16 protein-coding genes and 1 pseudogene are annotated in these 23,092 nt (G+C 64.0%); 7 read left to right on the top strand and 10 right to left on the bottom strand.

What is annotated here, in order from left to right; all coding sequences use genetic code 11:
• On the top strand, positions 1 to 188 hold a 188-nt coding region (locus AC13FW_RS05645), incomplete at its 5' end, for a hypothetical protein (RefSeq protein WP_482988465.1).
• A gap of 642 nt (positions 189 to 830) precedes the next feature.
• Positions 831 to 2,021, top strand: coding sequence for a benzoate/H(+) symporter BenE family transporter (locus AC13FW_RS05640; RefSeq protein ID WP_296252157.1), 1,191 nt, complete (start codon positions 831 to 833; stop codon positions 2,019 to 2,021).
• Positions 2,022 to 2,081: 60 nt separating this feature from the next.
• On the opposite strand, the gene AC13FW_RS05635 is transcribed toward AC13FW_RS05640, so the two are convergent.
• The 3 genes from AC13FW_RS05635 to AC13FW_RS05625 all read right to left on the bottom strand — a co-directional run bounded on the left by AC13FW_RS05635 (position 2,082) and on the right by AC13FW_RS05625 (position 5,735).
• Positions 2,082 to 2,813, bottom strand: coding sequence for a GYF domain-containing protein (locus tag AC13FW_RS05635; RefSeq protein WP_482988464.1), 732 nt, complete (start codon positions 2,811 to 2,813; stop codon positions 2,082 to 2,084).
• 82 nt (positions 2,814 to 2,895) lie between these two features.
• A complete protein-coding gene (locus tag AC13FW_RS05630) occupies positions 2,896 to 5,019 on the bottom strand; it encodes a lytic murein transglycosylase (protein ID WP_482988470.1) in 2,124 nt (707 codons plus the stop codon).
• Between the two features lie 320 nt (positions 5,020 to 5,339).
• Positions 5,340 to 5,735, bottom strand: coding sequence for a YchJ family metal-binding protein (locus tag AC13FW_RS05625; RefSeq protein WP_482988463.1), 396 nt, complete (start codon positions 5,733 to 5,735; stop codon positions 5,340 to 5,342).
• 377 nt (positions 5,736 to 6,112) lie between these two features.
• On the opposite strand from AC13FW_RS05625, the gene AC13FW_RS05620 reads away from it, so the two are divergent.
• The 5 genes from AC13FW_RS05620 to AC13FW_RS05600 all read left to right on the top strand — a co-directional run bounded on the left by AC13FW_RS05620 (position 6,113) and on the right by AC13FW_RS05600 (position 14,179).
• Complete coding sequence (locus tag AC13FW_RS05620; RefSeq protein WP_482988462.1) at positions 6,113 to 7,750, top strand: EAL domain-containing protein; 1,638 nt, start codon at positions 6,113 to 6,115, stop codon at positions 7,748 to 7,750.
• A 33-nt stretch (positions 7,751 to 7,783) separates the two neighbouring features.
• Positions 7,784 to 8,563, top strand: coding sequence for a sulfite exporter TauE/SafE family protein (locus AC13FW_RS05615; RefSeq protein WP_282267671.1), 780 nt, complete (start codon positions 7,784 to 7,786; stop codon positions 8,561 to 8,563).
• Positions 8,564 to 8,658: 95 nt separating this feature from the next.
• Complete coding sequence (locus AC13FW_RS05610; protein WP_482988461.1) at positions 8,659 to 10,290, top strand: EAL domain-containing protein; 1,632 nt, start codon at positions 8,659 to 8,661, stop codon at positions 10,288 to 10,290.
• A gap of 76 nt (positions 10,291 to 10,366) precedes the next feature.
• The gene (locus tag AC13FW_RS05605) at positions 10,367 to 11,110 is read left to right on the top strand and encodes an SDR family NAD(P)-dependent oxidoreductase (RefSeq protein WP_482988460.1); all 744 of its coding nucleotides are present in this window, start codon (positions 10,367 to 10,369) and stop codon (positions 11,108 to 11,110) included.
• Positions 11,111 to 11,254: 144 nt separating this feature from the next.
• Positions 11,255 to 14,179: a TonB-dependent receptor gene (locus AC13FW_RS05600; RefSeq protein ID WP_482988459.1), complete on the top strand. Its 2,925-nt coding sequence runs from the start codon at positions 11,255 to 11,257 to the stop codon at positions 14,177 to 14,179.
• A 211-nt stretch (positions 14,180 to 14,390) separates the two neighbouring features.
• Here AC13FW_RS05600 and AC13FW_RS05595 read toward each other — a convergent pair whose 3' ends face one another.
• The 7 genes and pseudogenes from AC13FW_RS05595 to dinD form a co-directional block, all read right to left on the bottom strand.
• Positions 14,391 to 14,768, bottom strand: coding sequence for an MAPEG family protein (locus tag AC13FW_RS05595; protein ID WP_282267677.1), 378 nt, complete (start codon positions 14,766 to 14,768; stop codon positions 14,391 to 14,393).
• 441 nt (positions 14,769 to 15,209) lie between these two features.
• Positions 15,210 to 18,525 (bottom strand): annotated as a pseudogene (locus tag AC13FW_RS05590) (ATP-binding protein); the annotation flags it as partial.
• A 157-nt stretch (positions 18,526 to 18,682) separates the two neighbouring features.
• The gene (locus AC13FW_RS05585) at positions 18,683 to 19,390 is read right to left on the bottom strand and encodes a DUF4194 domain-containing protein (RefSeq protein WP_482988458.1); all 708 of its coding nucleotides are present in this window, start codon (positions 19,388 to 19,390) and stop codon (positions 18,683 to 18,685) included.
• On the bottom strand, positions 19,377 to 20,846 hold the full coding sequence (locus AC13FW_RS05580) for a DUF3375 domain-containing protein (RefSeq protein ID WP_282267681.1): 1,470 nt from the start codon (positions 20,844 to 20,846) through the stop codon (positions 19,377 to 19,379). The genes AC13FW_RS05585 and AC13FW_RS05580 overlap by 14 nt, the downstream gene beginning before the upstream one ends.
• A gap of 22 nt (positions 20,847 to 20,868) precedes the next feature.
• A complete protein-coding gene (folE, locus tag AC13FW_RS05575; protein WP_282267683.1) occupies positions 20,869 to 21,468 on the bottom strand; it encodes a GTP cyclohydrolase I FolE in 600 nt (199 codons plus the stop codon).
• A 154-nt stretch (positions 21,469 to 21,622) separates the two neighbouring features.
• Entirely contained in the window at positions 21,623 to 22,168 is a 546-nt protein-coding gene (locus AC13FW_RS05570) for a DUF3828 domain-containing protein (RefSeq protein ID WP_482988457.1), read from the bottom strand.
• Between the two features lie 54 nt (positions 22,169 to 22,222).
• Positions 22,223 to 23,068 (bottom strand): DNA damage-inducible protein D, encoded by an 846-nt coding sequence (dinD, locus tag AC13FW_RS05565; RefSeq protein ID WP_296253853.1) that lies wholly within the window; start codon positions 23,066 to 23,068, stop codon positions 22,223 to 22,225.
• Positions 23,069 to 23,092 lie beyond the last annotated feature (24 nt).

Below are 23,092 nucleotides of genomic sequence, written 5' to 3'. Positions count from 1 at the left end.
GCAACGTTTCGCTTGCATTAAAACAATTGAATCATTGCTTGATTAAACGTCTGCAAGATGGACAGTCATCCATTCCTGCAGGCGTCCTCACAAGATACCTGCGCATACTTTCAAAGAACTTCGAATCAGGCCTCAGCGCCCTCTTCGTAGGCCGCGACGTTTCCGTCGTAGCGAGCCGCCCATTATAGCCGGCTTTTCTGCTTCGTCAACACCTTTTTGAGAGGTTGTTGACTCGGCGGCTTCAAGGTTGAGCCCGAAGGCTTTTCGTCGAAGCGAGCCGCCTATTATGGCAGGCTTTTTGTTTCCGTCAACAGCCTGTTTCGAGGCTGGTGACGTCGTTTCTTGGTGTCGGTCACTGCTGTGATCGGCGCCGTGAAGCGAGGAGGTGGATTCTAGACATCTTTGTGAAAATCGCAATCACTTTTTGTTGCAGGGCGGCAAATCGGCGGTTGGGGCCAGAGTTGGCAAAGTGTGGGGCTGCTTGCGGGTTGGGTTTCGCGCTTTGTGGGGCATTCCGGCCTGCTGACGGTCTGGCCAAGCGCGAATGCCTATGTGCCGCTCGGCTTGGCGGTGATGCTGCCGCTTTGGCTCGTCCGGTCCAGGGCAGCCATGTCGCAGGGCGAAGAGCTGCCCTCACCCCAACCCCCGCTCCGCGCCCCGGCCCTTACGCTGGCGCAAGGGCGTTCGATGGGCAGCGAACCAATGGTTCGCAAGCTGCCCCTCTCACCCCGTGAGCGGGAGAGGGGCTATTGCTCCGCCTACTTTTGTCTGGGACCGCAGAGCAGCTCTCTGGGCCACAATGCGGGTTGATCCGTTGCACCTCTATATAGATGACCACTCCGGCTCCGCGTTCGTTCTTTCGTGATCTCTCGTTGCCTGCCGTGGTTGCCGGCTTCATTACGGTGCTGGTGGGCTTTGCCAGTTCGGCGGTGATCGTGTTCCAGGCCGCGCAGGCCGTAGGTGCCGGGCAGGCCGAGATTGCGTCGTGGATGTGGGCGCTGGGCATCGGCATGGGCGTGACCTGTATTGGTCTGTCACTGCGCTACCGGATGCCGGTGGTGACGGCCTGGTCGACCCCGGGCGCGGCGATGCTGGTGGTCGGGGCGACCACGCTGCCGCTGTCGGACGCGATCGGTGCGTTTGTACTGGCCGCGGTACTGGGCACGCTGGCCGGGTTCTCTGGCGTATTCGAGAAAGCGATGCGGCGGATTCCGGTGTCGCTGGCCTCGGGCATGCTGGCCGGGGTGTTGCTGCGCTTCGGCCTGGATGTCTTTGTTTCGGTGAACACCCAGCCGTTGCTGGTGCTGTTGATGTTCGCCACCTACCTGGCGGGGCGGCGCTGGTTGCCGCGCTATGCGGTGATCGCGACCTTGCTGGTGGGCGTGGCGATCGCCAGCGGCAAGGGGCTGATGCACATGGAACAGGTGCAGCTGCAGATGGCACTACCGGTGTTCACCATGCCGACACTGTCGTGGGCTGCATTGTTCGGCATCGCCCTACCCTTGTTCATCGTCACCATGGCCTCGCAGAACGTGCCAGGCGTTGCGGTGTTGAAGGCCTCTGGTTATGACGCGCCGATATCGCCGGTGATCGGCTGGATCGGCGTGGTCAACACGGCACTGGCGCCATTCGGTGGCTATGCCTTGAACCTGGCCGCGATCACCGCGGCGATCTGCATGGGCCGGGATGTGCATGAGGATCCGGCACGGCGGTACACCGCTGCGGTGAGTGCTGGCGTGTTCTACATCGTGATCGGCTTGTTCGGCGCGACCGTGGCGGCGGTGTTCGCGGCGTTCCCCAAGGAACTGATTGCGACGCTGGCCGGTATCGCCCTGCTCGGCACTATCGGCAACAGCCTGGCCGTGGCATTGAAGGAAGAGGCCGAGCGCGAACCGGCGCTGGTGACCTTCCTGGTAACGGCATCGGGATTGTCGATGGCCGGCATTGGCTCTGCGTTCTGGGGGCTGGTGGCCGGTGTGATCACCTTGCTGGTGCTGCGTCGGCCTGCGCCACCGCGCTGACTTCTGTACATGCAGTCAGCGCGCATCGGCTCGATATCAGCCGGTGCGCACTGACGCTTTTCACATGATCGTGAATACGATTGTCACGTTGATCACGATCATCACAAAAATACCCGTGAACACGGCGGCGATGCTGGTTCCGCCACGCAGGCGCAGCTGCGCCCGCAGCGCGTGGGCGCCCCCGGTGTTTGCAGAGGTCACCTGCTGGATCTGCTTCTGCGCATGCTTCAGGTAGAAGGCGTTGCCCAGGCCACCCGCGGCAACCGCAACACCAATGCTGCCCCCCCATGCCGCAATATCCGGGATACCCAACAGGCGCAGCGCGGTTGAAAGCAGCAAGGACCCGCCCCCCCACATCACCGCGAGCAGGTACATCTTGCGGTAGAGCATCCACATCAAACCGAAGCAGAAGGCAGGCCAATGCCAGGTGTCCTTGGCATGGGGATGTTTTCCGTCGAGGTGCCACTTCCGGCGGTACTTATCGAAGTTGCTGCCGACAAAATCGGCGTAGGGCTGCAAGGTATCGTCCATCAGCGCGAGCGGCGGCTCACCGACAACGGCAGCTGGAGCCGCGTACGGATTGCTGCCCTCGTGCTTGCCTTCCGCCGGCTCCGGCCAGGCCAGTTCCAGCGCGAAGTCCTGCACCGGCTGCCATTGCTCCATGCCCGCACGCCATACCAGCGCCGACTGCGTCAGCCCACCCTCAGCAAACAGCTGCTTCATCTGCGCGGTGGCGAGTGGCCCCTGCCGCTCGTGTTGGGCGTCGGTGTAATACCACTGGATATTCGGCATTGCTTCTTCCTTGATGGAGCAACTGCTGCCTTCTTGGCAGCGGTATCTACGCTAGTTGGCGCGCGTCACAAGCGGATTGCACTCAAAGTGGTTTCACCTCGAACACCTGCTTGAGGACGTGGCGTCCGCCGGGCGCCAGCTCGATCACATCAGGGCCGGCATTGGCGGCCTCCACGCAGACGTAGTTGCGCCACGCGGCACCGATGTCGTCCATCTTCGCGGCACCGGCTTCGCCTGCATTCCAGACCACGGCAGTGCGGCTGCCGCTGGTGCTGATGTCGATTGCGCGCTTGAAACCCGGGTCGCGCAGCACGTAATGGCCGCCGGCCTGGGTGTAGAGGCGGTCGCTGCGGCCGGGGTCACGCGGGTCACGCAGGTTCCAGTCGCCCTTCTGCACGTGGGCATTGCCGCTGTCGAGCTTGTCCAGGTAGGTGAGTCCATCCAGCCCGGTAACATCCACCTTCAAGGCGTCGCTGACATTGAAGTAATTGTGCAGGGCCTGGGTGAAGCTGGTCGCCTGGCTGCCGGTGTTCTCGGTGATCAGTTCCTGCTCCAGGGTGCGGCCGATGCGCGCCACCATCTGCAGGCGCAGCCCGAGGTTGTCCATCGGCGGCGGTGCAAGGGTCAACACCACGCTGCCATCGGCTTCGCGACGGGCGTCGCGCAGCTCCCAGGCAACAGTGCGCACGAAACCATGCGCAGGCACGTCATTGCCCTGCCCTTGCCGCGAGAAATACGGCCAGCACACCGGCGCACCGCCACGGATGGGCGTGGGCGGCTGTTTGGCGCTGGGCGAGAGCCACATCACGTCCTGGCCACCATTCGGCACGAAGGACAGCAACTGGCCGCCAAACACGCTGATGGCAGCAGTGGAGAACGGGGTTTCCACCTTCCAGGCGGTGAAGCCCTTGAAGTCGCCTGTGCTCAGGCCCTGCACATCCTTCATTGAAACACTGCTCCGTACGATCGGTGATTGGACAAGTTGCTGGTAGTTGGGCGGCAGCTGGAACGCGGTGGGCTGCGCCGGTTTGGCGTTGCGTAGCGCCTGCAGGATGCGGGTGCCGGCACGGCCGTCGGCCTGCTTCCAGCCGAGGCGCTGCTGTTCGACCTGGATGGCGCGGCGGGTGGCGGTGCCGACCATGCCGTCGGCGCTGCCGATATCGTGCCCGCGCGCGAGCAGCAGGGTCTGCAGTTCGCGGCGCTCGTCGCGGCCGATACCGGGGTCATCGGTGGGCCAGGCGGCACTCAGACCGGTACCGCCGCGCAGGCGGTCAGCCAAGGTGGCAATCGCCAATGCGTAGCTCTCGGCGGCGTTATAGGAATAAATCGCGTCGTAGTTGCGGAACACCAGCAAGGCCGGCCCCTTGGCACCGGCCGGGAGCAGCAAGGCGGCATTGCTGTCGTCGCCGATGGCCGCTACCTGCAGCGCTTTGCCGTCGGCCAGGGTGATGCCCAGCGCGCGCCAGTCCGCCAGCGGTTTGCGCTTGGTGCGGCCGGCAAGTGCGGCGTTGAAGTTGGCCGGGATGCGGACTTCCACGCCCCACGGCTGGCCGCTGCGCCAACCGGATTGCTTCAGATAGTTGGCGGTGGAGGCCAGCGCATCGGGAATGCTGGCGACCAGATCGCGGCGGCCGTCGCCATCGCCGTCCACGGCGATGCGGGCGTAGGTCGATGGCATGAACTGGGTGTGGCCGAAGGCGCCGGCCCAGGAGCCGGTCAGGCCGCTGGGATTCAGGTCACCCTTGTCGATCAGCTTGAGCAGGGCCAGCAGCTCACCCTTGAAGAAGGGCTGGCGTCGGCCATTGCAGGACAGGGTGGCCAGCGACTGCAGCAACGGACGCTTGCCGAACACGCGGCCATAATCACTTTCCACGCCCCAGACCGCGACGATGGTGGCCGGATCGACACCGTACTGGGCACTGACCTGGTCCAGCAGCGCACGGTGCTGGCTGAGCAGCGCGCGGCCATCGGCGATACGACGGCTGTCCACCAGCGAGGCCAGGTAGTCCCAGATCGGGGTGGTGAACTCGGGTTGCGCGTCGAGCAACGGCAGCACACTCAGGTCGGGGGTGATGCTGCTGAAGACCTGATCAAACTTTTCGCCGCTGATGCCCTGGGCAACGGCAGCGGCCTTGAGTGAGGCGCCACAGCTGCCGAAGTCGGTGATTGCGGCCTGGGCAGGGACGACCAGCGTGAGCGCTGCCATCGTGGTGCCTGCACGCAGCAGGTTGATCGGGTTCATCCATACGCTCCTTGCACTGGAGCTTGATGATAAGCGGTGTGGTTGCGTTTGGTTGTGGGAGCGGCGTGAGCCGCGAGGCTGAAGGTGTTTGGGGAGGCGAAAGCCAAAAGCACCCCTCCCCAGCCCTCCCCTGCGCGTAGCGCAAGGGAGGGAGCGGAAGCGTAGTGCCGAGCCATGCTCGGCGGAGGCTTCACCGGTAGGGCTCCAGCCGAGCATGGCTCGGCTCTACTAGGGATCGCTGCCGCTGCCTCGCCCCCGTCGCGGTGCGCGGGAAGCCGCGCGCTTCAGCCAGCGGCATCCAGGTAATACCAGCGGCCGTCGATGCGCTGGAAGCGGCTGTGCTCGACCATCTTCACCGCGCTGCCACCGCCTACGCGATAGCGGGCGGTGAATACGACGTCGGCGGTGTCTTCGCCGGTGACTGCATGCCGCTGCACGTTCAGTCCCAGCCATTGCGTGCGCTGGCCGGGAGCATCGTCCAAGGAGAGCGTGGCCGGACGGGTGTCCGGGTGCCAGCTGGCCAACAGGTAGTCGACGTCCTTGAGCACATAGGCGCTGTAGCGCGAACGCATCAGTGACTCGGCGTCAGCTGCGGCCTGGCCGGCGTGGTAACGGCCACAGCAGGCCGCATAGGCCTGGTCGCGGCCGCAGGGACAGGGAGTAGTGGGAGATATCTGCATCGCTGCATTTTCATCCACGGACGCTGCGGTTCCAAGCGATGGCCAGACGCCGAGCGTATGACGGCGCATCCTGCGCCGGCATTGCCATGCTGGCGTTGTTGCCACCCGGACCGTCGTAGCCACTGGATCCACTGTACCCATGGCAGCAGCCAGCGTCCGTGTCGCCGTGGTCGGCACACGAATGGCGATGCCGATGGCACACCATTGATCCGCAAGCCTTTCCTTGTGTTGCTGATGATGTTCATCGCGCGCAAGGCATGGGACAGCTTGGGTGGCGTGTAACCACGCGGTTTGTGGACAGTTGTCTGCACATTGTTTTCTTGCCGATTCACGTCACATATTTGCGCGACTCCCGCCAATCCCCGGATGGGGCAGCCATGAAACGCCGCCATGTGATCGCTGCAATTTTCCTGCTTGCAGGTTTGCTGCTGGGTTGTCTTCCCGTGTTCTACGCATTGCATCAGGCCCGACAACAAGCCATCGGCGACAAGTACAGGGAGCTGGACGATGTAGCACAGGGGCTGGATCGGCGCGTGCGCAATGCACTCGTCATGCTGACCAGAATGCATACCGAGATGTCGGCCAGGGGTGAGGCCGCGTGCAGCCCTGCGGGCATCCGGCATCTGCAACGGGTAGCGGCGCGAACCCAGATCTCCATCGCGGCGTTGTATCTGGAGGACCATCGCGTGGTCTGCTCCTCCAGCGATCCGCTGATGCAGCAATTGGTGCTTGGGCACGCGCCACCGAAGCGCGCCGACGGCATCCATGTCTACTCCGATGTGCGGCTGCCCGGCGTGCATGACCGCAGCTATGCGGTATTGGAGAAGGAAGGCTATGCGTTGCTGGTATACCCGGAGGGCGTGATCGCGCCGTTCGTCCGTGCCGACCTGTCATTGGGCCTGTTCACGCCCCGCAACGGCCTGTACAGCGTCCGCAACGGCGGCGTGCTCGATCACTGGGCATCCTCCGCCAGCACTGCGCGCGCATCGAGCCGTTTTCTGGATGCCGATGCGGGTTACCTGGTGGTACGGCACATCATGCAGGGCGGGGACGACGGCGTGATCGTCGCCACGCCAATTGCCAGCATCGATGCCCGCATGGCCTGGTTCGGGCGCTGGTTCATCCCGGCCGGCATCGTGATCGGCTTGAGCGTGCTGGCGAGCGTGCTGCTGCTCAGCCGGCACCAGCTCTCACCACGCAACCAGTTGCTGCGTGCGCTCGGAAAAGGCCACTTCTTCCTGCTGTACCAGCCGCTGATCGATCTGCACGATGGCCGCTGCATTGGCGCCGAGGCGCTGCTGCGTTGGCAGTATGAGGAGGCCACGGTACTGCTGCCTGACCGCTTCATTCCGATCGCTGAAGAATCCGGGCTGATCCAGCAGATCACACGGCAAGTGCTGCAACTGGTGGAAAAGGACATGAGCAGCTTCCTGCGACGCATGCCGACCTTCCGCCTTGCGGTGAACCTGGCGGCCAGCGATCTGCAATCGGAACAGACACCCGGGCTGCTGGGCGAGATGCTGCAGAACATCGGCCCTGGCTGTGGCCAGTTCGTGGTGGAGGCCACCGAGCGTGCGCTGTTGGAAGAGACCAGTGCATTGAGCGTGCTCGACGCGATCCGCGCACTGGGTATTGAACTGGCCATCGACGATTTCGGCACCGGCTATTCCAGTCTGGCCTACCTGGCCACCTATCCGTTCGACATCCTCAAGGTGGACAAAAGCTTCACCTCCACCGCCTGCACCCAGGCGGTGACCAGCCAGGTGGCTGAGCACATTCTCGACCTCGCCCACACCCTGGGCATGCAGACCTTGGCCGAAGGCATTGAAACCACGGAGCAGGCCGAATTCTTCCGCTCCCGGGGGGTGTTGTATGGCCAAGGCTATCTGTTCGGCCGGCCGATGAGCGCCGAGGCGCTGTTCCAGTTTGTGGCTGCCGACAACCGTGCATACCAGCCTGCGCTGCATGGGCAATTGCCGCGCGGCCCGGTTCCAAGCGATACACCGCCGCACTGAGCGTATGCTGTCGCGCCCTGCGCCGGAGTTGCCATGCTGGAGTTGATCCCCCCCGAACTGCCCTGGCTGCTGGTCATCGCCTTCATCGCGGGGCTGGTGGATGCGGCGGTCGGCGGTGGTGGTCTGATCCAGTTGCCGGGTTTGTTCACTGCCCTGCCGCAGCAGACCCCTGCGGCCCTGCTCGGCACCAACAAGTTCAGTTCGGTGTTCGGTACCGGTGCTTCGGCGCTGCGCTATGCGCGCGCGGTGCGCTTCCCGTGGCGGCCGGTGCTGTTGGCGGCCGCCGCCGCGTTTGCGTTCTCCTTCCTCGGTGCCACTGCGGTGACGCTGCTGTCCAAGGAGGCGGTACGGCCACTGGTGCTGACCCTGCTGATCGTGATGCTGGGCTATACGCTGGCCAAGAAGGACTTCGGTGCGCTGCACCGGCCACGCGAGGTTGGCCGCCGGGAGTTGCTGATCGCACTGGCGATGGGCGGGGTGATCGGTTTCTACGATGGTTTCTTCGGGCCGGGCACCGGCAGCTTCCTGATCTTCCTGTTCGTGCGGTTCTTCGGACTGGACTTCCTGCGTGCCTCGGCTGCCTCCAAAGTTGTCAATCTGGCAACCAACGTGGCGGCATTGTCGTTCTTCGTGCCCAGCGGCAATGTGCTTCTGGCGCTCGCCATTCCGATGGCGGCGGCCAATGTGCTGGGCGCGGTGACCGGCACCCGGCTTGCCCTGCGCGGTGGCACCCCATTGATTCGCAAGCTTTTTGTGGTCCTGGTAGTGGTACTGATCACACGCATGGCCTGGGATACCTTCAGCGCCGCGTGAAGCCGGCTTGCACATAGATAAATATAAATCACTGGAAATTTTTGATGTACGTCACATAGTGATGCAGTAGGCAGCCAACCGGGGATGGCGCATCCATGACAAAACGTTATCGAATCGCAGGGTTGCTGCTGCTCGCCGCAGCGATACTTGCCTGTGTCCCGGTGGTTTACTCGCTGCACCAGGCGAGAAAACAGGCCATCCGCGAGAAGTACGTGTTGCTCGATGACGTCTCGGCGAGCATCCGCCGCGAGGTTGCCGGCACCATCGATGTGATCGAACGCTTGAGCACGGAAATGCGCAGCAGCGGGGATGCCCCCTGCAGCCCGGAAGGGCTGCTGCGTATGCAGCGCTTCGGTATCAGCTCGCACATCGTCAAGAGCACGCTGTACCTGCAGGATGGCAAGATCGCCTGCTCCTCCGGCGGCGCACTGATGCGGCAGATCGTGCTGCCTCGCCACCCCCTGCGTGCAGCTGATGGCGTGCTGGTCTACACCCAGGTGCAGGTGCCCGGCTTGCCCGGGCGCGAGTACGTGATCCTGGAAAAGGACGGCTACGCGCTGCTGGTCTTCCCGGACGGGTTGATCTCCCCGTTCGCCCGCCCCGACCTGTCACTCGGCCTGTTCAACAGCATGGACGGCCGCTACGCCGCGCGCCAGGGCACGCTGCTGCCAAGCTGGACCACGACGACGGCGGACAAGAACAACGACGGCCACTTCACGGATGCCGAAGCGGGCTATCTGGTGGTGCGCCGCGTACTTCGCCCGGGCGGCACCGGGGTGATCGTGGCCACGCCATTGGCCACGATCGATACACGCATGGCCCAGTTCGCGCACTGGTTCATCCCGATCGGCATCATCGCCGGGCTGGCGGTGCTGGGGATGGCGTTGATGATGATCCGCCGCCAATGGTCGACCCGTGCCGAGTTGCTGCGCGCCATCAACAACGGGCATTTCTTCCTGATGTACCAGCCGGTGTTCTGCCTGCAGGACGGCACCTGCATCGGTGCCGAGGCGCTGCTGCGTTGGCAGCACGAGGACGGCACCGTGGTGCCACCGGACCACTTCATTCCCTTCGCCGAGGATGCCGGGCTGATCCAGCTGGTCACCCGCCGGGTCCTGGAACTGGTGGTCCAGGACCTGAGCGGCTTCTTCCGCCAATACCCGCGCTTCCGCCTCGGCGTGAACCTGTCACCACGCGACCTGCAATCGATGGACACCCCACGGCTGCTGGCGGAAATGCAACGCGCCATCGGTCCCGGCAATGGCCTGTTCGTGGTGGAAGCCACCGAGCGTGGCCTGCTGGAGGAAGCCAGCGCTCAGGACGTGGTGGCAGCGATCCACGCAATGGGCATCGAAATCGCCATCGATGACTTCGGCACCGGCTATTCCAGCCTTGCCTACCTGACCACCTATCCGTTCGACATCCTCAAGGTGGACAAGAGCTTCACCTCCACCGCCTGCACCGAAGCGGTGACCAGCCAGGTCGCCATTCATATCATCGAGCTGGCACGCAGCCTGGGCATGCAGACCCTGGCGGAAGGCATCGAGACCCAGGAACAGGCCGATTTCTTCCGTAGCAACGGCGTGCTCTACGGGCAGGGCTATTTCTTTGGCCGGCCGATGCGTGCAGCCGATCTGAGTGCTTTCGTGCCGCTGCATACCCGCCCCGGGCAACATGCCGGAGTTCAGCCGCCGCTGCAGCACACGCCCGCTGCCGCACTGGATTGATCCGGCGCAATGCGCCTGTAAGGCAAACGCGGGAGCCTAGCCATATGCGGAATGACCGCAGTTGTGGAAGCTTCCCATGCAACAGGATTTTGCCGGCCGCATTGCGCTGGTTACCGGTGCCGCCTCCGGAATAGGAGAGGCGGTGGTGCGACAACTCGCCGCACGCGGCGCGCAGGTGTTGGCCGCCGATATCGACGGCGATGCTGCCACCGCCGTGGCCATGTCACTGGGCGAGCAGGTGCACGCCCTGCAGGTGGATGTCAGCGACCCGGACGCGGTGCGGCTGATGGTCAACGCCTGCAACGAGCGTTTTGGCGGCCTGCACCTGGCGGTCAACAATGCCGGCATCAGCGGCGCCAGCCTGCAGACCGCCGACTACCCATTGGAAGAATGGCACCGCGTGCTCGGGGTCAACCTGCACGGCGTGTTCTACTCGATGAAGTACGAAATCCCCGCGATCCTTGCCAGTGGCGGCGGTGCCATCGTCAACATGGCCTCGATCCTCGGCAGCAACGGCTGGGCCGGCGCGGCCGCTTACGTGGCGGCCAAGCACGCACTGGTCGGCATGACCAAGAGCGCGGCGCTGGAATACTCCGCGCGCGGTATGCGCATCAATGCGGTAGGTCCGGGCTTCATCGATACCCCGTTGCTGCAGAGCATGGACGAGCGCGCCCATGCCGGGCTGGTGGCGCTGCATCCGGCAGGTCGCCTGGGCACGGCGGAGGAAGTAGCGGCATTGACCTGCTTCCTGTTGTCGGACAAAGCGTCGTTCATCACCGGGAGCTACCACTTGGTCGATGGTGGCTATTCAGCACGATGAGGTGATGTAACTACCGTTTCAGTGTGCGGATTCAGGCTCGCGTTGCGGCGTCGCCGCTTGTTTGCTCCTAACGAATTGCTTACAAATCGGCTACGCCCGTCATGGTGGCGGGCACGTAGTCCGGCAATCACCAGGAGCATTCCGATGACGTTGTTACCGCTACGCCCGCGCCGCCTGAGCTGCGCTGTCCGCCTGTCATTGTTGTGCCTGCTGCCCGGCGCGGCCTTCGCGCAACAGGCGCCAGACAGTACTCCCAAGACCCTGGACAGCATTCAAGTCACGGGTACCCGCATCAAGAAGGCCGAACTGGAAACCCAGGTTCCGGTGCAGGTACTCAGCCGCGAAGCCATCGAACGCACCGGTTACAGCTCGGTCGCCGACGTGGTCCAGCACCTCACTGCCAGCGGCGCATCGTTAAGCACCAAGCTCAACTCCAGCGGCAACTTTGGTTTTCCACCTGATGGCGGCGGTGTCGGCGCCGGTGCGGCGACGGTGGACCTGCGTCATCTCGGACCCAAGCGCGTGCTGGTGCTGGTGGACGGCATCCGCTGGGTCAATGAATCCTCCGGCTCGGGCGTGGGCTCGTCGGTGGACTTGAACACCATTCCACTGGCAATCGTCGATCGCATCGAAGTGCTGGAAGACGGTGCCTCCTCGATCTACGGCTCCGACGCGATTGCCGGCGTGGTCAACATCATCACCAAGAAGGGCGCCGACGGCGGCCATGTCGAGGTGCAGTACGGCGACTACAACCTCAAGGGTGGCGACACCAGCAGCATCGACCTGAGCTTCGGCGGCAGCAGTGAACGCGCGCAGTGGATTGTTGGAGCGTCGTGGTTCAAGCAGAAAGAGATCAGCTCGTCCGAATACAAGTGGGCGACCGAGCCAGTACCAGGCACCGGCCTGGCCAACGGCAGCTCGGCCACGCCAGGCGGCCGCACGGTGTTTGCGCCGCCGGACGGCAACAATACGTACGGCGGGCTGTGTCCGCTTGGTCAGGACGCTGCCGGCAATCCCATCCCCGGTTCGGCGACCTGCAACATCACCTTGCCCAATGGCGCCAACTTCGCCAACGGGGCCGCGTTCCCCGGCGACTTCATCCGCTTCGGTACCGCCAACCGATTCAACTTCGCACCCTACAACCTGTTGCTGACTCCCAACGAGCGCAAATCGGTATTCGGCCAGGTGCGCTTTGAATTCACCCCGAATGTCAGCGGTTGGTTCCGCGGTTTGTACAGCGAGCGCGAGTCCGCCAACCAGGCCGCACCGGAGCCGATCTTCCTCGGCACTGATGCCGGCGTGTACAACGACTGGGCCGAAACCAAACTGGTCATCTCGGCCAACAATCCGTACAACCCCTTCGGCTTCGACCTGACCACGATGGGGGCCAATCCCAATTTGTTCCTGCTCGGTCGACGACCGGTGGAAGGCGGCCCGCGCCGCTACGAGCAGGACGTCAAGACCTGGTACGCCGCCGGCGGACTGGACGGCATCTTCGAGGTCAACCAGCGCACCTGGAACTGGGACGTCAATGTGATGTCCAGCGAGAGCAAGGCTACCCAGACCAATACCGGCAGCTACAACATCAAACACATCAACCAGGCACTGGGCGATCCAGCAGCATGTGCGGCCATCGCCGGTTGCGTGCCACTGAACCTGTTTGGCGGCCCCGGCACCATCACCCCCGAGATGCTGGCGTGGATCTCGCCGATCGTGCGTGATCGCAGCAAGAACACCTTGTCGCTGGGCTCGGCCAATATCACCGGCGAGTTGTTCGACATCTGGGCCGGGCCGGTGTCCTTCGCCGCCGGTGCCGAATGGCGTCGCTACAAGGGCGAATACCACCCCGACCCGATCACCGTCGCCGGCGAGTACAACGGCGTGCCGTCGGGTGTGACCATCGGCAGCTACTCGGTGAAGGAAGGCTATGTCGAGTTCGACGTGCCGCTGGCGCGCGAAGGCTTCTGGGGCAAGAGCCTGGACCTGAGCATTGCCGGCCGTTACTCGGACTACTCCACCTTCGGCGGCACCGGCACCGGCAAGATCGGGCTGCGCTGGCAGCCGGCCGATGAGCTGTTGCTGCGCATGTCATTCGCACAGGGCTTCCGTGCGCCGTCGATCGGTGAGTTGTACGGCACGCTGAGCCGCTTCGACGCCACCATCGTCGACCCCTGCAACAACGCCGCATCCACCACCCCCAAGTGCGTGGCCGATGGCGTACCGCCGGGCTATGAACAGGCCAATCCGCAGATCTCGGTGGTGACCTCCGGCAACCGCGACCTGCAGCCGGAAGAAAGCCGCTCGTTCATGGCCGGTGCGGTGTGGAGCCCAAGCTGGGCCGAAGACAGCAGCTGGGCCAGCAAGCTCGACCTGGGTGTGACCTTCTACCGCCACACCATCGACAAGGCCATCCAGGCACCGGACGCGCAGGCCATCATGGACCGCTGCATCGATACCCGCGATGCCGTGGCCTGTGCCAGCTATACCCGCAACGACCGCGGCCAGATCGTGCGCTTCGAGGACATCCTCGCCAACCTTGGCACCATCAACACCAGTGGCTGGGATTTCAACGCACATTGGTTGCTGCCGGAGAACGGCTGGGGCCAGCTCGGTTTCGACTGGAAGGCGACCTGGGTGACGCGCTACGAGCTGATCAACGAATCCGGGCAACCGGAGCCGAAGGGTCCGGGTATCGAAGTCAGTGACAGCTCGATCCCGGAATGGAGTTCGACCTTGGCCACCAACTGGGACTTCCACAACTGGAACGTGAACTGGACGATGCGTTACATCGACCGTCTGCGCGAAAGCTGTGCCGGTGCCAACGGCTTTGCGATCTGCACCGACAGCGTCGCCGATCAGCACTGGCTGGGCGCGACCACCTATCACGACGCACAGGTCAGCTGGCGTACCGATGCGTGGATGAAGGGCGTAAAGGTGAGCGTCGGTGTCAACAACGTGTTCGACAAGAACCCGCCGATCTGCCTGAGCTGCACGCTCAATGGCTATGACCCGGGAACCTACGACCTGCCCGGCCGCTACACCTACGCAAGGCTCAGCATGGATTTCTGAGTCGGAAAACGACCAAGGGAGCCGCGAGGCTCCCTTGGTCCAATGCCGTTGTTGTAGGAGCGGCGTAAGCCGCGAAGCCGGTGGGCTCGAGTGCCCAGTCCGCTGGAATTCCTGCTGACCCAACGCCGGGCTTGTCTCGATTGCAGATTGATCGACGGCGGTAGGCGGCCCTGCTTCGCGGCTTACGCCGCTCCTACAAGAGCTGGATTGCTCAGCGCAGGAACGCGCCAGCGAGCGCCATCAACAGCAGCACAAGCACCGGCAGCATCGACAGGCCGAAGCCCAGACCGCGGCTGGATGGGTTGCCGACATAGGCACGCCAGTAGATGAAGCGGCCGACCAGGTACACCGCACCAATGCCTGCCACCCATTCGGCCGGCCAGAAGCGTGCGGCGATCAGCATGCTTGGCAGCAGCGCGACCATCAGCTCCAGGGTGTTCATCTGCACGCGGTAGGCGCGCTCGAAGCCTTCGTGGCCGGTAACGGCGGGTGCCTTGACGCCGTAGCGGCCACGCGCGCGGCCGACCTGCACAATGAAGAACAAGTATTGCAGCACCACCAGGGCGGTGATGATTTCCACGTAATGCATGCTGATCTCCGTTGCGCGTGTATTGGGTTATGGGAGGGTAACAAGCGCAGCGCTGGCTTTGCTTTGGCGGTGCTCCCTCCCTTTGGCCGAAGGCCAAGGGGAGGGTTGGGGAGGGGTGCTTTGGCTTTGGCTTTGGCTTTGGCTTTGGCTTTGGCTCGATGCGCCAGCCAAAGCAACGTCAAAAACTCCCCCCATCCGCCCTTCGGGCACCTTCCCCCGTAAGCGGGAGAAGAAAAAGCCTGGCGGCCCTGACAATAGGGAAAATCGCGCTTCCCGACCGTCAGGCTGGAATATTCTTCTTCGTCGAAGCCTTCTTCGCAGCTTTCTTCACCGAAGGCTTGGCTTCCGCTTCCACTGCAGCTTCAGCAACCGGCGCTTCAAGCTCGGCATCAGCAGCTGCACTGGACGCAGCCGGTGCCTCAGCCGCAACCGGCACATCCACCGCATCTTCCGCATTGGCCTGCGCCATCGCACCACGTGCGCGCGCCGGCAGCTTCAGGCGATTGCCTGCGTCGTCGTACTCGATCAGCAGCACGCCTGAGTCATGGCGGCCGCTGATCTCGACGAAACAGGCGCCGCCGATGAACGGCTCCAGCGTCATCACCGACTTCAGCGGGGTGGCCACCACCATCTGGAAACCGAAGTTCTCGAAGATGTTCATCGCCAAGGCGGTGAATTCGTTGTCGGCCTTGTCGAAGGCTTCGTCCAATACCACCGCGGCGTAGCGCGGCAGCTCACCGTCTTCGCCACCCAGCTGGTAGCGCAGCGCGGCGGCAAGACAGGTCGTCGCCAGCTTCTGCCGCTGGCCACCGGACTTGCCGGCGCCACTGCGATAGATTTCCACCTGCTCGCGGGTATCAGCATCCAGCTCGACGCCGATGAACTCCACATGCTGGCGCACGTCGAGCACCTGCTCGCGCCAGCGGCGCAACTCAGGTTCCTGCGCGCCAAGGCGACGCACCAGGTCACGCAACACGTTGAACTGGGACTCGGCCAGCGAGCGGTCTTCGGTCTGCTGGTGGGTCAACACCGCACGCAGCTGCAGCTGGAAATCCTGCACTTCCGGCAGGCGCCGGTCGTGCACGTCGATGGCCAACACGGTGCCGCGGTTGAATGCGACCTGTTCCAGCGAGGCATTGACCTCGTCCATGCGCTGCTTGATCGCCTTGTGCGCTTCGGCGGTGTGCCGTTGCAGGGCCAGCAGGTTGTTCTTGCTCTGGGTCTGCAGCAGCTCGAAGAAGCGGCCTTCATGGCGCGGCAGACCGTCGCTCTCCAGGCGGGTCAAACGCGCAAGGAAATCGTCGGCACTGGTCAGCGACACCGTGAAGTCGCCAGAGTCTTCCGGCCACTGCTGGGTGTATTTGCGGAAGCAATCGAGCAGATGCTGGGTCAACTTGGCATCACGGCCCTGGCTGCTGCCCAACTCTTCGGCCAGACCACGCTCGATCACACGGAAGTGGCTTTCCAGGCTTTCCAGGTTCAAGCCCGGCAGGATGTTCAGGCGTTCTTCCAGACCTTCGCGCTGCAGCTCGGTCAACGGTGCGCTGGCGACGCGCGCCTGGCCGTTGTCACGCAGTTGCTCCAGGCGTGCGCGCTCACGCGAGAATTGACCGCGTTCCAGTCGCACGTCTTCATAGGTGCGCTTGCCCTGGTCACGCAGGCCGCGGGTCAATTCGATCTGCTGGCCGATACGCGCCAGTGCCGTGTCACCTTCGCGCAGGTCGACCAGCTGCTCATCGATATCGCTCAGTCGCTGCAGGCGCGGACCGACATCGATTTCGTCCCAGTCGCGCTCGATCAGCGAGTGCGCGGCCAACTGCTTTTCCTGCCCGCTCTCGCGCTGTTTGCGCAGCATTGCCACATCGGCCTCGCTGCGGGCGATGCGCTGGGCCAGCTCCTGGCCTTCGCGTTCGAACACGCGACGCTTGTCGCGGTTGTCGTGGCCCAGCATCCAGCGCTTGCGATCGTTGACCGCATGCCGGTCGTCCTTCTCGTAGCGGTCGCCCGGATGCTTGATCTGGCCTTCGCGGGTGATCGCGCGGTCTTCGTTGCGCAGCTGCCCAGCGTTCTCCACGCAGGTGTAATCAAAGCGGCGCTGCAGCTCGTTGTAGACCCAATCGCCGTAGGGATGATCACGCAACTGCAGCTTGTGTATCAGCGAACGCTTCTCCGGCTCGCGTGCGTGCAGCAGTTCGTTGTCACGGATGCGGAAATACACCAGCTTGGTACCCAGGTGGGTACGGTTGGCCCACTCGGCGACCTGCTGGTGATTCTTCTCGTCGACCAGCAGCGATTGCGCGAAGCCATGCAGCACGCGCTCGATCGCACCACGCCAACCGATCTGGTCCTCGCGTACCTGAATCAACTCGCCGACGAAGGGCAGCGCGGACTCGGACAGGCCGGTGTCGTCGCACAGACGTGCGCGCATCTGCTGCAGCGGCGCCGGGATCGAACTCGGCGCCGCCTTCAGCGATTCCAGCTCCACCCGCAGTGCGGCGAAACGCTTCTCGTCGTCGCGGCGCTCGGCCATGCGCTCGGCGATGGCATCGTCCACGGTGCCGGCGCCGGACTTGGTGCCATCGATCAAGGCACGCGCCTGCTCCACCTGTTCGGAGAAGCCGCTGGCGGTTTCAGCCAGCACCATGCCGAGCTGGCGGCAGGCGCCTTCCAGCTGCTTGCGGCGGCGGCTGCGTTCTTCGACCTCGCGTTCGATGCGAATACGCTCGCGTTCGAGTTCGTCGATGCGCTCACCGCCCTGCTCGCGCTGCTGGCGTTCCAGTTCGATCAGCTTCTGTTCGTGGTTGTCCAGCGACTGCCGCCGCTGCCCTTCCTCGCCCATCAGGCCGCGGTCGAGCATTTCCACTTCCTTCAGGCGCTCGTTGACCAGCTCCAGACGCTTTTCCTCGCGGAAACCGTCAATGCCGATCTGCAGGTCACGCAGCGTCGCCACGCCCTTGCGCAGCGTCATCAGGTCCTGGTGGAAATCACGCGCCGGGGTCAGCGTTTCAACCTGGCGGCGCGCGGTGACCACGGCGTGGTGGGCGCCATCAAGTTCGGCGAAGTCATCGACCAGGCGGTCGGCGGCTTCGAAGGTGCGCGGTTCTTCCAGCATGAAGCCACGCAGGAAGCCATTGAGGTCGCCAAGGTTCTTGGCCGACTGGGTCTTGTGCAGCAGACGCAGCGCCATGTCGTTGCCGATGCCGAGCAGGTGTCGGAAGCGCTCGGCATAACCGGTGAAGCTGTCGAAGTGGCCGACGTCTTCGCCCAGGCGGCCGCGCAGCTTGCGCAGGTCCAGGTCGAAGCCTTCCATCTCGGTGGCCAGGTCGAAGCGACGTGGGATCACCATGTAATGCTTGCGCACGTCATTGGCCGAGGTGCCGGCACCGGCAATCCAGAACAGCCGCACGATCGACACCGCGTCGCCGCGGGCGTTGTGGTATTCCAGCGCCAATGCGCTCCAGGTCGCGCCCTTGCGCAGGTACTGGGTGGCGATTTCACCGGACTCGCTGTCCTGCTGGTCGGCCCAGGCGCCACGCACATACGACACCAGCGAGCGGTCGCGGCCCGAACGCTCGGCTTCACGCGCGGCGGCGTTGAAGTCGACGATGCTAGGCGGCGTCAGCAGTGCGCTCATGCCATCGAGCAGGGTGGACTTGCCCGAGCCGGAGCGGCCGACGAACAGGAAGCCCCGTTCGGCGATCGGCACTTCGGTCAGGCCGGAGAACGTACCCCAGTTGAGCACCTGCAAACGGCGCATGCGGAACTGGTTCGCGCGGGCATCGCTGGCCGGGTCGTTGAACAACGCGGCATTGGGAAGCAGGGTGTGGGACGTGGTTTCCATACGGCTCATCCTTCAGCCGCCACGCAAGGCGCGGCGGTGGTCATTCTGGTCAGCGTGGCGTGGGTGCCAGGCATCATTCGGCGGCAGCGCCGTTGTTGTCTTCATCGTAGGCAACCGCGTCAGCGACGGCATCGCCGTCGCGCAACTGGCGGTAAGCCTCGACCAGCACCTGCACGTCCTCGGCCGAGAACAACAGCTTCAGTGCCGGCGACACTTCGTAGCGGTCCTCGCTGCCACGCAGCTTGGACAGCAGCTGGTTCTCGCGCATCTTGGCGATGGCAGCGGTGACCCGCTTGCCGTAGCCGGCCTGATCGGTGGAGACGTTCTTCTGGTAGATGCTCATCGCTTCCACCAGCTGGAACTCGGCCACCACCGCGCGTTCGCCGCGGGTATCGGCCTCGGCCAGCTGCTGGCGCAGGAACAGCAGCAGCACCGACTCGATGAAGGTCAGCGGTGCAGCGCGCAGCAGGTTGGGCGAGTCGAGTTCGGCAGTATCGAACTGGCGGGTGAAGGCGACGCCGCCATCACGGTCCAGCACCAGCTCCAGGAACAGTTCGCACAGCAGGCTGCGCACGTCGTCTTCATTGCGCAGCAGCGCCGCCCATTGCGCTGGCTGGCGCTGGGCATCAACGCTGGGGCCGGCCAGCAGCAGGCACAGCGCGCGGCGTGCATCGACCGGCAGGCGGCCGCTGTCGCCGACGAACAAGGCGCCACCGGTCAGCACCGGGGCGGCCGGCGCCGGGGCGGCTTCCATTTCAGTTTCGGTCTCAGACCAGTTCATCGCGTCTTTCCTTGAGGAACCAGATCAGCGGCACGCGGGCGCGTCGCACCACGCCGTCACCGCCGGTCCATTCCACGGTTTCGAGTTGGTCGGTCATCACCTTGCCATGGCGGGTGCCGATGGAGAGATAGCCGATCACGCTGCCCAGGCCCTGCCGCGCCGGCCGCTCGCGCAATACCTGCGAGATGCTCAGGCGCGGGCGTGAACCCAGCAGCATGAAGAGATTGTCTTTCAGCGTGCGCACGTCGATTTCCGACTGCGCGACCAGGTCACCGACGCTGTCGAGGGTGATCTCGGCAGCCTCGGCGTAATAGATGGAAGTGTCGACCTGATGCGTGCGCGGGTCGTGCAGGCGCCACTGGCCGATCGAGCGCACGCGCGCCGAGGACAGCGGCAGCACGAAGCCGGTAGGCGCGGTGGGACGCACTTCGTCGCGCAGCTGCAGGGCCTGGCCCTGCGCCTGTTTGAGCAGCTGGTTGAGGCGGCGCTGTTCCAGGTAACCGCGGCTCTGCACGAAGCCTCGCAGGCTGCGGGCGAAATGCTGCATCACCTCGTGCACCTGGCTGCCGCGTTCCAGCAAGGTGCTGGTGAAGTTGCGCAGGAAATTGCGCTCGTTGCGGTCCAGCTTGCGGGTGAAGCCACGGTTGAGCACGGTGTCCAGCGCAGCGTCGAGTTCGCCGCTGCGGCGCGGATCATTGAGCAGGTCCCAGAACGCCTGGAAGCTGCGCCCGGCATCGGATTCACCAATCACATCGACGCCGTTGAACAGGCGGTCGAGCACGTCGCCGCGTGCGCCTTCGTCGTCGATGATGCGTTCGCGGAAGCGGCGGTTGAGCTGCTCGAAGTCATCGCGCACGCGGCGGAAGTCCTCGGCCAGGTCATCGGCCAGGCGGATCACGTCGCGGGTGCGTTCCAGCGCGCGCTTGCCATCCAGCGCGCTGACCTTGCCGGTGGACACCTGCGCGATCTCGGCATCGATGCGGTCACGCTCGGCCTTCAGCGCGGCCAGGCGTGCTTCCGGATCGGCCTCGGTCTGCTGGGCCAGCTGCGAGATCTGCTGCATCACCATGGCCAAGCGGCTTTCGGTGGCCAGGCTGGCGTTGTGCTCGATGCCGGCGATGAAGCGGATCGCCTGCACGGCGTGCCGCGACAGCTCGTATTCCTCTTCGCTCGCGCCTTCAGGCAGGCGCCGCACCAGCCAGCCCTGGGCCAGCCAGTAAGCGATGTAGGCCGGCGCGGTACGCGGCAGCTCGACCTCGAGCTCCTCGCCATTGAGCGTGTCCAGCTGCTGCTGCAGGCGCTCGGCGAGGATGGAACCGGGGATACGACGATCGGCTTCCAGCAGCAGGCCCTGCAACAGGCCCACCAGCACCGGCGCACGGTCGGAGGCCAGCAGTTTCCATAGCGGCTGCTCGCGCAGACGCTGGTAGCCGGCGATACGTTGGCGGTACTTCATCGAGCGCGTGCGATCCCTGGGCTCAGCGTCGGGCGTGGCCGACTTCGATGAAACGCAGGAACTCGGCGCGGGTGCGCGCGTCGTCATGGAAGGTGCCGCGCATGCGCGACGTGACCATGCTGACACCACGCTTGTGGATGCCGCGGGTGGTCATGCACTCGTGTGCGCCTTCCACCACGATGCCCACGCCCATCGGCTGCAGCACGTCCTGGATGACGTCGGCGATCTGCGCGGTCATCTTCTCCTGCACCTGGAAGCGCCGCGCATAGGCCTCGACCACGCGCGCCAGCTTGGAGATACCGACCACGCGGCCATTGGGGATGTAGCCGACATGCACACGGCCGATGATCGGCGCCATGTGGTGCTCGCAGTGGCTTTCGTACTCGATGTCGCGCAGCACGATCATTTCGTCGTAGCCGGCCACTTCCTCGAAGGTACGGGCCAGATACTCGCGCGGGTCGTCGTTATAGCCCTTGAACCAGTCGCCATAGGCCTCGGCCACCCGGCGCGGGGTGTCGAGCAGGCCTTCGCGGGTGGGATCTTCACCGGCCCAGCGCAGCAGGGTGCGCACGGCGTCTTCGGCCTGGGCTTGGGTGACGGACGGGTTCTTGGGATCGGCCATTACAGAACTGCGCTTGGATTACGGGGTGGACATGCTACCAGCCGGGGCTGTGGAGGAGCATTTACGGCGCCTTGACCGGCTCCGGCGGGCCGGCCCCGGAGAATCTATTTCATTGTTTTACATGGTATTTTTAAAAGCCCGCCGATCCCCCGGTTCAATCTGCCTGCCCTGCAGCCCGCTTGGCCGTGGCGGTATCGCGCTCCAGCGCCTGCAACAGGCTGGGCGCACGCGCGTTGGCGATATCGGCGACACGCCAGCTGCTGCCCTGGCGCTGCAGGGTCAACTGCAGCTGCAAAGGGTGCTGGGGGTCGTCGAGCTGGGCGTTGGCGCGCAGCTGGCCGTCGGCCAGTGGCTGGATGTCGAAGCTGAGCTGGCGCAGGTCCTGGGCGGTGTCCTGGCAGTCACAGAGCGGATCGCCGTCCAGATAGCCGACTTCGCCGGCGTACGCGTCGCTATTGGCCTGCATCGCGGCGACAAGGATCGGCGTATAGACCTCTTCGTCGGGCAGGATCGCGTCCAACCCGGCATCCGGGTGGTAGCCGGCGTAGATGTGGCTGAGGAAGCTGCGGGCGCTGCTGATGTCCTGGGCGCTGGTGCTGGTCGTTGCTTGGCTTGGCTCGGGCGTGACGGTGGCCGGTGCCTCCTTGTTGCAGCCGGTCAGGGCCAGGAGCAGCAGTGCTGTGCTTGTCAGGGTTTTCATGGGCGTCCTTGCGTGTTCTGTGGCCAGGTTTCTTGTGCTGAATACGACAACGCATCAATCATCCAGAGTATCTGGCTTCTTCAGCGCCTTTTTCTCATCAGAAACCAGGCGGCGTTCCACTTTCTTAACGTCTTCAGCCGGAGGAATATCTTCCGGAGCGATTCCGCGAGCCAGCAGTGTCTGGCGTACCGCTTTGTTGTTGGTCACATGCTCGGTTGATATCTCGAGCTCGCTGACCATCTGCTTGCCTTTCGCGTTGTGGATGGTGATCTCCGTGGCAAAGTCCTTCGCCTTCAGCAACAACGTGGGAGCGAAGTCAGCAAGCGGCCTGTTCGCCGGAACACTCCAGCGAACCTTCATCTCCTGCGTGTTCCTGCCAAACAAGGCTGTGTCGCCCTTGCTGCGGATCAACGCGAAATCCTGATTGCCGCCAGTCTGTTGAAAGATCACGCTGGAGAGTTCTTTTTCCGTCTCGCTCAGCTTGCGCCGGGCTTCAACACGCTCATTTTCCAGTAGACGCTGCTCGATGAGCTCCGCGCGGCGGGTCTGCATTGCGAAGTAAGTCTGGGCGAAGGCAATCTGTTGCTTTCGCGAATCCCCATTCTGGGCAATCAGGTAACAGGCGTAGCGGGTCAACATCATGTCCTCGACATCCCGCTGGCTTCCGGAGCCCAGATCAACCATTTTGTTGACGTCAACAAAATGGTCTTCGATGGCATGTCCGGAGACCTCGCATGCCGTCTTCGCCTTGGATATGACCGTGCTCGAAAAGTTGCGCCATTCGGCGTAACCCAGCAGATGCTGGAGGTCTCTGGCCAACCAGAATTCCACACCACCGTCGGTCCGTTCCGCATGTGCTTCAAAGTCACGCGTGAGCGCCTGCACAAAATCCGTTTTCACTACCCGCCTCCTTTCCATCCGGAA

This window comes from Stenotrophomonas sp. 21LCFQ19 (assembly GCF_056861425.1).
This window is presented reverse-complemented; position numbering and strand designations above follow the sequence as displayed.

What these genes read in the sequence shown, in the direction of transcription:
- AC13FW_RS05640 (WP_296252157.1), top strand. Translation starts at nt 831, where the DNA reads ATGACCACTCCGGCTCCGCGTTCGTTCTTTCGTGATCTCTCGTTGCCT.
- AC13FW_RS05615 (WP_282267671.1), top strand. Translation starts at nt 7,784, where the DNA reads ATGCTGGAGTTGATCCCCCCCGAACTGCCCTGGCTGCTGGTCATCGCC.
- AC13FW_RS05570 (WP_482988457.1), bottom strand. Translation starts at nt 22,168, where the DNA reads ATGAAAACCCTGACAAGCACAGCACTGCTGCTCCTGGCCCTGACCGGC.
- AC13FW_RS05635 (WP_482988464.1), bottom strand. Translation starts at nt 2,813, where the DNA reads ATGCCGAATATCCAGTGGTATTACACCGACGCCCAACACGAGCGGCAG.
- AC13FW_RS05620 (WP_482988462.1), top strand. Translation starts at nt 6,113, where the DNA reads ATGAAACGCCGCCATGTGATCGCTGCAATTTTCCTGCTTGCAGGTTTG.
- AC13FW_RS05630 (WP_482988470.1), bottom strand. Translation starts at nt 5,019, where the DNA reads ATGGCAGCGCTCACGCTGGTCGTCCCTGCCCAGGCCGCAATCACCGAC.
- AC13FW_RS05605 (WP_482988460.1), top strand. Translation starts at nt 10,367, where the DNA reads ATGCAACAGGATTTTGCCGGCCGCATTGCGCTGGTTACCGGTGCCGCC.
- AC13FW_RS05600 (WP_482988459.1), top strand. Translation starts at nt 11,255, where the DNA reads ATGACGTTGTTACCGCTACGCCCGCGCCGCCTGAGCTGCGCTGTCCGC.
- AC13FW_RS05580 (WP_282267681.1), bottom strand. Translation starts at nt 20,846, where the DNA reads ATGAAGTACCGCCAACGTATCGCCGGCTACCAGCGTCTGCGCGAGCAG.
- AC13FW_RS05625 (WP_482988463.1), bottom strand. Translation starts at nt 5,735, where the DNA reads ATGCAGATATCTCCCACTACTCCCTGTCCCTGCGGCCGCGACCAGGCC.
- AC13FW_RS05595 (WP_282267677.1), bottom strand. Translation starts at nt 14,768, where the DNA reads ATGCATTACGTGGAAATCATCACCGCCCTGGTGGTGCTGCAATACTTG.
- AC13FW_RS05610 (WP_482988461.1), top strand. Translation starts at nt 8,659, where the DNA reads ATGACAAAACGTTATCGAATCGCAGGGTTGCTGCTGCTCGCCGCAGCG.
- AC13FW_RS05585 (WP_482988458.1), bottom strand. Translation starts at nt 19,390, where the DNA reads ATGAACTGGTCTGAGACCGAAACTGAAATGGAAGCCGCCCCGGCGCCG.
- folE (WP_282267683.1), bottom strand. Translation starts at nt 21,468, where the DNA reads ATGGCCGATCCCAAGAACCCGTCCGTCACCCAAGCCCAGGCCGAAGAC.